The organism is Bacteroides sp. An279, from assembly GCF_002159615.1.
GTDB lineage: Bacteria > Bacteroidota > Bacteroidia > Bacteroidales > Bacteroidaceae > Phocaeicola > Phocaeicola intestinalis.
Genome location: NZ_NFJA01000121.1, coordinates 1 through 9,096 on the forward strand (window position 1 = coordinate 1; position 9,096 = coordinate 9,096).

Below are 9,096 nucleotides of genomic sequence, written 5' to 3' on the forward strand. Positions count from 1 at the left end.
CGCTCCTGTTCTTCGTCAGATAGCCCGCTATCTTCCTCATCACAAAAGCGAAAATGCCTCAAAAACTCATCCCAAATCATCGCACGATAAATTCAAAACAGCTTCTAAGGATGAAGAATGAGTGATGTTTCACCTCATTCTTCATCCTTAATTCTTCATTTTTCATTCATCAAGTATGCCTTGAACGAAGCGAAGTCTTTCGGCATCGGGACGCTTTGCTTCGTACCGCGCATAAACGCCTGAAGCTTTTCGGGGATATCCACTTTGGTTCCGATAATGGCTTCCACCGTCTGCAAGAACTTTGCCGGATGGGCTGTTTCGAGGAACACTCCCGTTTCGCCCGGCTTCAAGCCTTCCGCCAGCGCACGATAGCCGCACGCCCCGTGAGGGTCGAGCAGGTATCCGGTTTCCTCGTAAGCCTTCTGCACGGTTTCGCGAATCTGCTCATCGGTATAAGTCTCGCCACTGATTTCGCCGGAAATAGCCTCGTGGCTTCCTCCGTATAAGTCGAGGATACGGGCGAAGTTGCTGGGGTCGCCCACATCCATGGCATTGGCAATGGTCGCTACCGAAGGACGTGGCGTATAGACACCCGTCTTCAAGTATTGATAGAAAATATCATTGCGGTTATTGGCGGCGATAAAGCGTTTTACCGGAAGCCCCATCCGCTTGCCGAAAAGCCCTGCCGTAATGTTTCCGAAGTTCCCGCTGGGCACGCAGATGACCAGATTGTCCGCCTTGCCCTGCTTCTTCATCTGGGCATAAGCGTAAAAATAATAGAAAGCCTGAGGCAAGAAGCGCGCCACATTGATGGAATTGGCAGAGGTCAGCTGCATGTGCGCCTTCAGCTCTTCGTCCATAAATGCGTTTTTCACCAGTGCCTGGCAATCGTCGAACGTGCCGTCCACCTCAATGGCGGTGATGTTCTGCCCCAGCGTGGTGAACTGCTTTTCCTGTATCTCGCTCACCTTCCCTTTCGGGTAAAGCACATATACACGAATGCCTTCCACACCCAGGAAACCGTTTGCCACGGCACTTCCCGTATCGCCCGACGTAGCTACCAGCACATTGACCTGCTTCTTTCCTTCCTTGCGGATGAAATAGCCCAAGAGGCGTGCCATAAAGCGTCCGCCCACGTCCTTGAACGCCAGCGTAGGCCCGTGGAAGAGCTCCAGCGAATAGATATTGTCTTTCACCTTCACCACCGGCGCATCAAAGCTCAAGGTGTCATATACAATCTGCTTCAAGACATCCGCCGGCACATCTTCTCCGAAGAAAGCGTCCGCCACGCGGTAAGCAATTTCCTGAAACGAAAGGTTTTCTATCTCATCGTAAAACGATGCGGGCAAAGGCTTGATTTCGCGGGGCATGTAAAGCCCTTTGTCACCTGCCAGTCCGCGCACTACGGCTTCTTCCAGTGTAGCGTCGGAAGCCTGCTTATTGGTACTGTAATATTTCATAATCTGTGGTGAAAGTTTCAGCTATTCATAAATAAATTCATAAACTCGTCTTTTTCCAACATGCCGTATCCGCCTTCCCGGCACGACACCTCATCGTATGCCTGCACCGCATCCGGCTCAATGCCCGGATAATAAATCAAGAAAGGTATCGGCTCGGCGGTATGCGTGCGCAATTCGCACGGGGTCGGATGGTCGGGAAGCACGGCTATCGCCACCGGTTCGTCCCAGTCTTTTACCGCTTCCCAAATGGGTTTAACGGCACGCTGGTCCAGATATTCGATGGTCTTCAACTTCAAGTCTACATCGCCCTCATGTCCTGCCTCATCGCTTGCTTCGATGTGCAGGTAAACGAAATCATCGGTCTTCAGGGCATCGATGGCGGCTTGTGCCTTGCCTTCGTAATTGGTGGTATAAAGTCCCGTAGCACCTTCCACATCGATGCACCGGAGTCCGGCATAGCGTCCGATGCCCCGGATGAGGTCGACCGCCGTAATCACCGAGCCCTTGCGGATGGAGGGGTATTTATTCGCCAACGGCTCCATCTTCGGGCGATAGCCCGGGCTCCAGGGCCAGATGCTGTTCGCCGGGTCTTTGCCCTCGCTCATCCGTTTCAGGTTAAGCGGATGCGAAGCCAGCAAGTCTTGCGAAGCCATAATCAGCCCGTTCAGCAAATCGGCGGTTTCTTGCGCTTCGGGAACCAACGCCTTCACCAGATTCGGACGGAAGGGCTGCAACGGGATATCGTGCGGAGGCACGCAAGCCACGTGTTTGTTTCCGCCTTTCACCACCAGCAAATGCCGGTATTGCACGCCGGTATAGAAATGGATACGGTCGGAGCCTAAGCGTTCTTCCAAGGCACGAATCAGCTCGTCGGCTTCTTCGGTGGTGATGTGCCCTGCCGAATGGTTCTTCAGGATATCGCCCTCTATGCATACCAGGTTGCAGCGCATCGCCATGTCATCCGGCTCCAAATCGACTCCGATGCTGGCGGCTTCCAACACCCCGCGTCCCTCGTATACCGTAGGCAGGTCATACCCCATTACCGACATGTTCGCCACCTCGCTTCCCGGATGAAACCCGTCGGCTACGGTCTTCAGCATTCCGGTGCGTCCCATGCGTGCCAGCATATCCATGCAGGGCGTATGGGCATATTGCAATAAAGTCTTGTTTCCCAGAGAGGGGACAGCCCAATCCGCCATCCCGTCTCCTAATATAATCAGATGTTTCATTTCGTTTTCTTTTTTGTTGACCGGGTAACTAGGTACTAGTTGACTAGGTACTAGGTTTTAGGTACTTTAAGAATCGGACTATTCAAAACCTAGTCCCTAGTACCTAGTCACCTGGTACCTAAACTTAAATATTCGCAATGCTCATAATATCCGCAAACACTCCGGCGGCGGTCACGCTCGCACCGGCTCCATAGCCTTGGATAAGCATCGGATATTCGTTATAGCGCTCGGTGGTAAGCAAGATGATATTATTGCTTCCCGCCAGTTCGTAGAACGGATGATGGCGGTCTACCTCTACCAGTTCTACAACTCCCTTTCCGCCTTCGAAGCGTGCCACGAACCGCCAGCGCTTGCCTTCACGCTCCAACACCTTGCGGCGTGCCTCGAAATCGGCATCCAGCGAAGGTATCTTGCGCCAGAAGTCATCCAGCGACCCTTCGAAGAAGCTGTCGGGAATGAACAAGTGTTTCTCTACATCTTCCTGGTTCAGGCGATAACCTGCTTCACGTGCCAGGATGACCAACTTGCGCACCACATCGGTTCCGCTCAAGTCAATACGCGGGTCGGGTTCGGAATATCCTTGCTCCTTTGCGTTCCGGATGGTTTGGCTCAAAGGTACATCGGCACTGATTTCATTGAAGATATAATTCAGCGTGCCGCTCAATACAGCTTCGATTTTCAATATCTTGTCTCCGCTATTAATCAGGTCATTGATGGTATTGATGACCGGAAGTCCTGCTCCCACATTGGTCTCGAACAAAAACTTCACACCCCGATGGCGGGCTATCCGCTTCAACTCGGCATAAATCTCATAATCCGAAGAAGCCGCAATCTTGTTTGCCGCCACCACCGAGATGTTATGTCCCAAGAAGTCTTTATACAAGGAAGCGATTTCTTCACTTGCGGTACAATCCACGAAGACCGAGTTGAAGATGTTCATCCCGATAATCTCGTCGTGCAGCACTTGCGTGGACGAAGGCATGCCTTTCTCTTCCAGTTCCTCACGATAATTCGTCAGGTCGATTCCCGCACGGGTGAACATTGCTTTGTGTCCGTTGGCGATTCCCACCACTTTCAGGTTCAGCCCCCGCTCCTGTTTCAAGCGTTCCTGCTGGCTGTGTATCTGGTCTATCAGGCTATGCCCCACCGTACCGATGCCGCAAATGAAAAGGTTCAGCACTTGATATTCGGAAAGAAAAAACGAATCGTGGATGACATTCAAGGTCTTGCGGAGCGAACCGCCTTCTACCACAAACGAGATATTGGTTTCCGATGCACCTTGCGCACAGGCTATCACGTTAATGCCGTTCCGCCCCAGCGTACCGAAGAGCTTTCCGGCAATGCCCGGCGTATGCTTCATGTTTTCACCCACAATAGCTACCGTAGCAAGCCCTCCCTCGGCTTTCATCGGGCTGATTTCGCCCATTTCGATTTCCTTGGCGAACTCTTCATCGAGCACCTTGCAGGCAAGTGCCGCATCTTCATTGCGCACGCCGATAGAAGTAGAGTTTTCCGAAGAAGCCTGCGATACGAGGAACACACTGATACCGTTCTCCGCCAGGGTCTTGAAAATGCGGTAGTTCACGCCGATAACGCCTACCATACCCAGTCCGGTCATCGTAATGAGGCACGTGTCGTTGATAGAGGAAATGCCTTTGATGGCTTTCGAAGAATGGTCTGCCTCCTGCTTCACGATAGTGCCCGGAGCGTCGGGATTGAATGTATTCTTTATTAATATAGGTATATTCTTATGGCATACCGGATAGATAGTAGGCGGATAAACCACCTTCGCGCCGAAGTTGCAAAGCTCCATCGCCTCCACATAGCTCAGTTCGGTGATGGGGTAAGCGGTGCTGATGACCCTCGGGTCGGCGGTCATAAACCCGTCCACATCCGTCCATATCTCCAGCACATCGGCATCCAGCGCCGCGGCGATGATAGAAGCGGTATAATCAGAACCGCCCCTGCCCAGATTGGTCACTTCGCCCGTATCCTTATCCGACGAGATAAAGCCCGGCACCAACGATACGCGCGGAATCTCACGGAAGGTCTCGCGCACCAGACGGTTGGTCAGTTCCGAGTCGAGGATATGCTTGTTGTGCTTCTTTTCCGTCTTGATGAACAGACGGGAGTCGAACCATTGTGCCCCGTCGATGAGCGTAGCCACGATGATGGAAGACAAACGCTCGCCATAGCTTACGATGGTCGACGAGGTCTTGGGCGAAAGGTCGCGTATCAGGTAAATGCCTTGAAAGATATCCTTCAATTCGCTCAGCAGCTCATTCACACAATCGAGAAGCAACTCCCGTTTCTCGCCCGCAGGAATCACCGTATAAACCATTTCGATGTGGCGGTTCACGATTTCCTTCATCTCTTTCTCGTATCCCGAATCGCCCGATGCCGCCATGTTCGAAGTCTTTATCAACTTGTCGGTGATGCCTCCCAACGCCGAAACCACTACGATTACCTTATCATCTATCGCCTCAACTATTTTCTTTACATTCAACATGCTGTTGACGGAACCTACCGACGTTCCGCCGAATTTCAATACTTTCATACGATTGTTCGATAAAACTAATTGATGGCACACGATGAACCCTTAAAAAAATCCGTTTCATCTGTGTGCGATGAATTATAAACACTTATTATTGAATCATAAAAATGAAGAAATGCCTGCGTCCACAGGCGTGTATCACGTAGAAACACCATTATACAACCGCTCAACCCCGAGGGGTCATCCCAGTGGCAGATGTATAGAGGGACATACGCCCCGTGGCACACATCAGAATGATATGTAGATTGTTCCGGTTCATGTATAATTGTTTTATCGTTCGCAAATATAGTAACATTTTTCCATAAACAAACATATTCGGCGTTTTTTTTGGAATAATCCGTCAAAGTTCATGCCCGCGAAGCCGAAAACAAGCGTCAAAGGACGGATGATTGCACACTTTCCAGCGAAAATCTTCACAAACTATTGCAAGAGAATAAAAAATCCCCTATTTTTGTTCACATAAACTTATCGACAAAATATTTAAAGCAACAAGAATATGGCAGATTCTAAAACTATCCTCAGCAGCGCTGAAGAAAAAATGGATATGGCAATCATGTATCTGGAAGATGCTTTGGCACATATCCGCGCCGGAAAAGCCGATGTACGTCTGCTTGACGGCATCCGTGTAGATTCATATGGAAGCATGGTTCCTATTAATAATGTAGCGGCGGTCACTACCCCCGATGCACGGAGCATCGCCATCAAACCGTGGGACAAGAGCATGTTCCGCATCATCGAAAAAGCGATTATCGACTCCGACCTGGGTATCATGCCCGAAAACAACGGCGAAATCATCCGCATCGGCATCCCTCCACTGACAGAAGAGCGCCGTAAACAACTCGCCAAGCAATGCAAGGCAGAAGGTGAAACGGCAAAAGTAAGCGTACGAAATGCACGCCGCGATGCCATCGACTCCTTGAAGAAAGCTGTAAAAGACGGTATGCCCGAAGACGAGCAGAAGAATTCGGAAGCCAAGCTCCAGAAATCGCATGACAAGTACATCAAGCAAATAGATGACATGCTGGCGGCTAAAGACAAAGAAATCATGACTGTATAATTTTATAGCTGACTAGGTTACAAGGTACTAGTTGACTAGGTTGTAGATACTAGTTGACCAGGTTACTTGATACGGCTTGAGTATCTAAGACCTAGTGCCTGGTACCTGGTCAACTAGTCAACTAAATAAAACATTGGAAAAAGGATTAGTCATCAAGAACACCGGAAGCTGGTATGTGGTAAAGACCGAAGACGGAAGGCAGATTGAATGCAAGATAAAAGGGAACTTCCGCCTGAAGGGAATACGCAGCACCAATCCCATTGCGGTAGGCGACCGTGTACAAATCGCCTTGAACCCCGAAGGAACCGCCTTCATCACCGAAATAGAAGACCGCAAGAACTACATCATCCGCCGGGCTTCGAACCTCTCCAAGCAATCGCATATCATTGCAGCCAACCTCGACCTGTGCATGCTGGTAGTGACCGTCAATTATCCCGAAACATCCACCATCTTCATCGACCGCTTCCTTGCCTCTGCCGAAGCCTATCAGGTACCGGTAGCACTGGTATTCAACAAGACCGACCTCTATTCGGAAGACGAATTGCGCTATTTGGAAGGGCTTATTCACCTTTACACCCATATCGGATATCCTTGCTTCCGCATTTCTGCCCTCAATAATGAAGGCATCAATGAAATAAAGGAAGAACTGAAAGGGAAAATCACCCTCTTTTCAGGACATTCGGGCGTAGGGAAATCAACGCTTATCAATGCCATCCTGCCCGAAGCACACCTGAAAACCGGAGAAATATCCACAGCCCATAACAAAGGCATGCACACCACAACTTTTTCTGAAATGTTCCCCGTAGAAGGCGAAGGATATATCATCGACACACCGGGCATCAAAGGATTCGGCACCTTCGACATGAAAGACGAAGAAGTGAGCCATTACTTCAAAGAGATTTTCGAATTCTCCGCGCATTGCAAGTACGGGAACTGCACCCACCGGCACGAACCGGGCTGCGCCGTACGCGAAGCCGTAGAGAACCATTACATCAGTGAGTCACGTTATGCCTCTTACCTGAATATACTGGAAGACCGTGAAGAAGGCAAATACCGCTCTGCATATTAATTTCTATAAACCCTTATGAAAACACGACCAAACAAGATGACCAACTTCCGCTGGACCATCTGCTTTATGCTTTTTATGGCAACCACCATCAACTACATGGACCGGCAAGTTCTTTCGCTCACATGGAAAGACTTTATCGCACCCGAATTCCATTGGACTGACACCGACTACGGATTCATAGCCGGCGTGTTCGCCATCGTCTATGCCCTTGGAATGCTTTTTGCCGGACGGGTCATCGACTGGATGGGCACACGCAAAGGATATCTTTGGACAATCGGAATCTGGTCATTAGGTGCCTGCCTCCATGCCTTTTGCGGCATCGCTACCGAATGGTGGGTAGGCGTAGATAATGTAGAAGCCCTGAAACAAGCCGAAACCGGTTCGGCATTGGCACTAAGCATCGCCACAGTGAGCGTTTATTTCTTCATTGCCGCACGATGTATTTTAGCCATCGGCGAAGCAGGCAATTTTCCTGTGGCCACCAAGGTCGCCGCCGAGTATTTTCCGAAGAAAGACCGTGCTTTCCCAACCAGTATCTACAATAGTGGAGCTGCAATCGGTGCACTTGTCGCCCCGGTCAGCATCCCTACCCTGGCAAGCTATTTCCGCGATTTAGGCGTAGGAAACGGTTGGGAAATGGCATTCGTCATCATCGGTGCGTTAGGCTTCGTATGGATGGGCTTCTGGGTATTCCTCTACAAACGCCCGCGCGAAAGCCGTTGGGTGAACGAAGCCGAACTGGCATACATCGAACAAAATGAAGAAGAAGAAAAAACACCTCAAGCCTCCTCACCCACAGAAGAAAACCTGCCCAAGATGTCTTTCCTGCAATGCATCCGCTACAAACAGGCATGGGCATTCGCCGTGGGCAAATTCCTGACCGACGGCATCTGGTGGTTCTTCCTGTTCTGGACTCCCGCTTATTTGAGCGATGTCTACCACCTGCCCTCCAACGCCCCGATGGCACAATTGCTCATCTTCGTCCTCTATGCCATCACAATGCTATCCATCATCGGAGGCTGGCTCCCCACTTACTTCGTGGAGAAAAAAGGAATGAACCCCTATAAGGGACGTATGCGCGCCATGCTTATCTTTGCCTTTTTCCCAATCATCACCTTGCTAGCCCAACCGCTGGGAGCCTATTCATATTGGTACCCGATAATTATTATAGGTATAGCCGGAGCAGCCCACCAAGCATGGTCCTCCAATATTTATTGTACCGTGAGCGACATGTTCCCGCAAAACGCCATCGCCACTATCATCGGCTTCGGAGGCATGGCGGGAGGCATCGGCTCCTCGCTCATCAATATGGGTTCGGGAGTCCTGTTCGACTATGCCGCCAACACCCAGCTCGCCTTTATGGGCTTTACAGGAAAGCCGGCAGGATATTTCATCATCTTTTGCATCTGCTCGGTGGCATACCTCATCGGATGGATTATCATGAAAGCACTTGTTCCTGAATACAAACCCATCAAACCGTAAAAAACTGTTTTAAATCTATCGGTCTAAATCTGCACACGATAAATTCAAAACTGTTTCTAAAAATGTAAAATAAATAGCATGCATTTCCATGCTCCGATACAAACATTGACAACGGGTTATGCAAATATAAGAAGCGGTTTTGAATTTATCGTGCGATGATTTGGGATGAGTTTTTGAGGCATTTTCGCTTCTGTGATGAGGAAGATAGCGGGCTATCTGACGAAGAACAGGAGCGAAAAGAACCA

6 protein-coding genes are annotated in these 9,096 nt (G+C 50.0%); 3 read left to right on the top strand and 3 right to left on the bottom strand.

Annotated elements, in window-relative coordinates:
- Positions 1-155 precede the first annotated feature (155 nt).
- The 3 genes from thrC to thrA form a co-directional block, all read right to left on the bottom strand.
- A complete protein-coding gene (thrC, locus tag B5F78_RS15135) occupies positions 156-1,460 on the bottom strand; it encodes a threonine synthase (RefSeq protein WP_087407116.1) in 1,305 nt (434 codons plus the stop codon).
- Between the two features lie 17 nt (positions 1,461-1,477).
- Positions 1,478-2,689 carry a cofactor-independent phosphoglycerate mutase gene (locus B5F78_RS15140; protein ID WP_087396556.1) on the bottom strand — a complete coding sequence of 404 codons (1,212 nt, stop codon included), beginning with the start codon at positions 2,687-2,689 and terminating at the stop codon, positions 1,478-1,480.
- A gap of 124 nt (positions 2,690-2,813) precedes the next feature.
- Complete coding sequence (gene thrA, locus B5F78_RS15145; protein WP_087407117.1) at positions 2,814-5,246, bottom strand: bifunctional aspartate kinase/homoserine dehydrogenase I; 2,433 nt, start codon at positions 5,244-5,246, stop codon at positions 2,814-2,816.
- Positions 5,247-5,739: 493 nt separating this feature from the next.
- Here thrA and frr point away from each other — a divergent pair, with 493 nt between their 5' ends.
- The 3 genes from frr (at position 5,740) to B5F78_RS15160 (ending at position 8,851) form a co-directional block, all read left to right on the top strand.
- Positions 5,740-6,300, top strand: a complete 561-nt coding sequence (frr, locus tag B5F78_RS15150) for a ribosome recycling factor (RefSeq protein WP_022038887.1) — start codon at positions 5,740-5,742, stop codon at positions 6,298-6,300.
- Positions 6,301-6,433: 133 nt separating this feature from the next.
- Entirely contained in the window at positions 6,434-7,369 is a 936-nt protein-coding gene (gene rsgA / locus B5F78_RS15155) for a ribosome small subunit-dependent GTPase A (protein ID WP_087407118.1), read from the top strand.
- 15 nt (positions 7,370-7,384) lie between these two features.
- Positions 7,385-8,851 carry an MFS transporter gene (locus B5F78_RS15160; protein ID WP_022038889.1) on the top strand — a complete coding sequence of 489 codons (1,467 nt, stop codon included), beginning with the start codon at positions 7,385-7,387 and terminating at the stop codon, positions 8,849-8,851.
- Positions 8,852-9,096: the final 245 nt, after the last annotated feature.

What these genes read in the sequence shown, in the direction of transcription:
- B5F78_RS15160 (WP_022038889.1), top strand. Translation starts at nt 7,385, where the DNA reads ATGAAAACACGACCAAACAAGATGACCAACTTCCGCTGGACCATCTGC.
- B5F78_RS15140 (WP_087396556.1), bottom strand. Translation starts at nt 2,689, where the DNA reads ATGAAACATCTGATTATATTAGGAGACGGGATGGCGGATTGGGCTGTC.
- thrC (WP_087407116.1), bottom strand. Translation starts at nt 1,460, where the DNA reads ATGAAATATTACAGTACCAATAAGCAGGCTTCCGACGCTACACTGGAA.
- thrA (WP_087407117.1), bottom strand. Translation starts at nt 5,246, where the DNA reads ATGAAAGTATTGAAATTCGGCGGAACGTCGGTAGGTTCCGTCAACAGC.
- frr (WP_022038887.1), top strand. Translation starts at nt 5,740, where the DNA reads ATGGCAGATTCTAAAACTATCCTCAGCAGCGCTGAAGAAAAAATGGAT.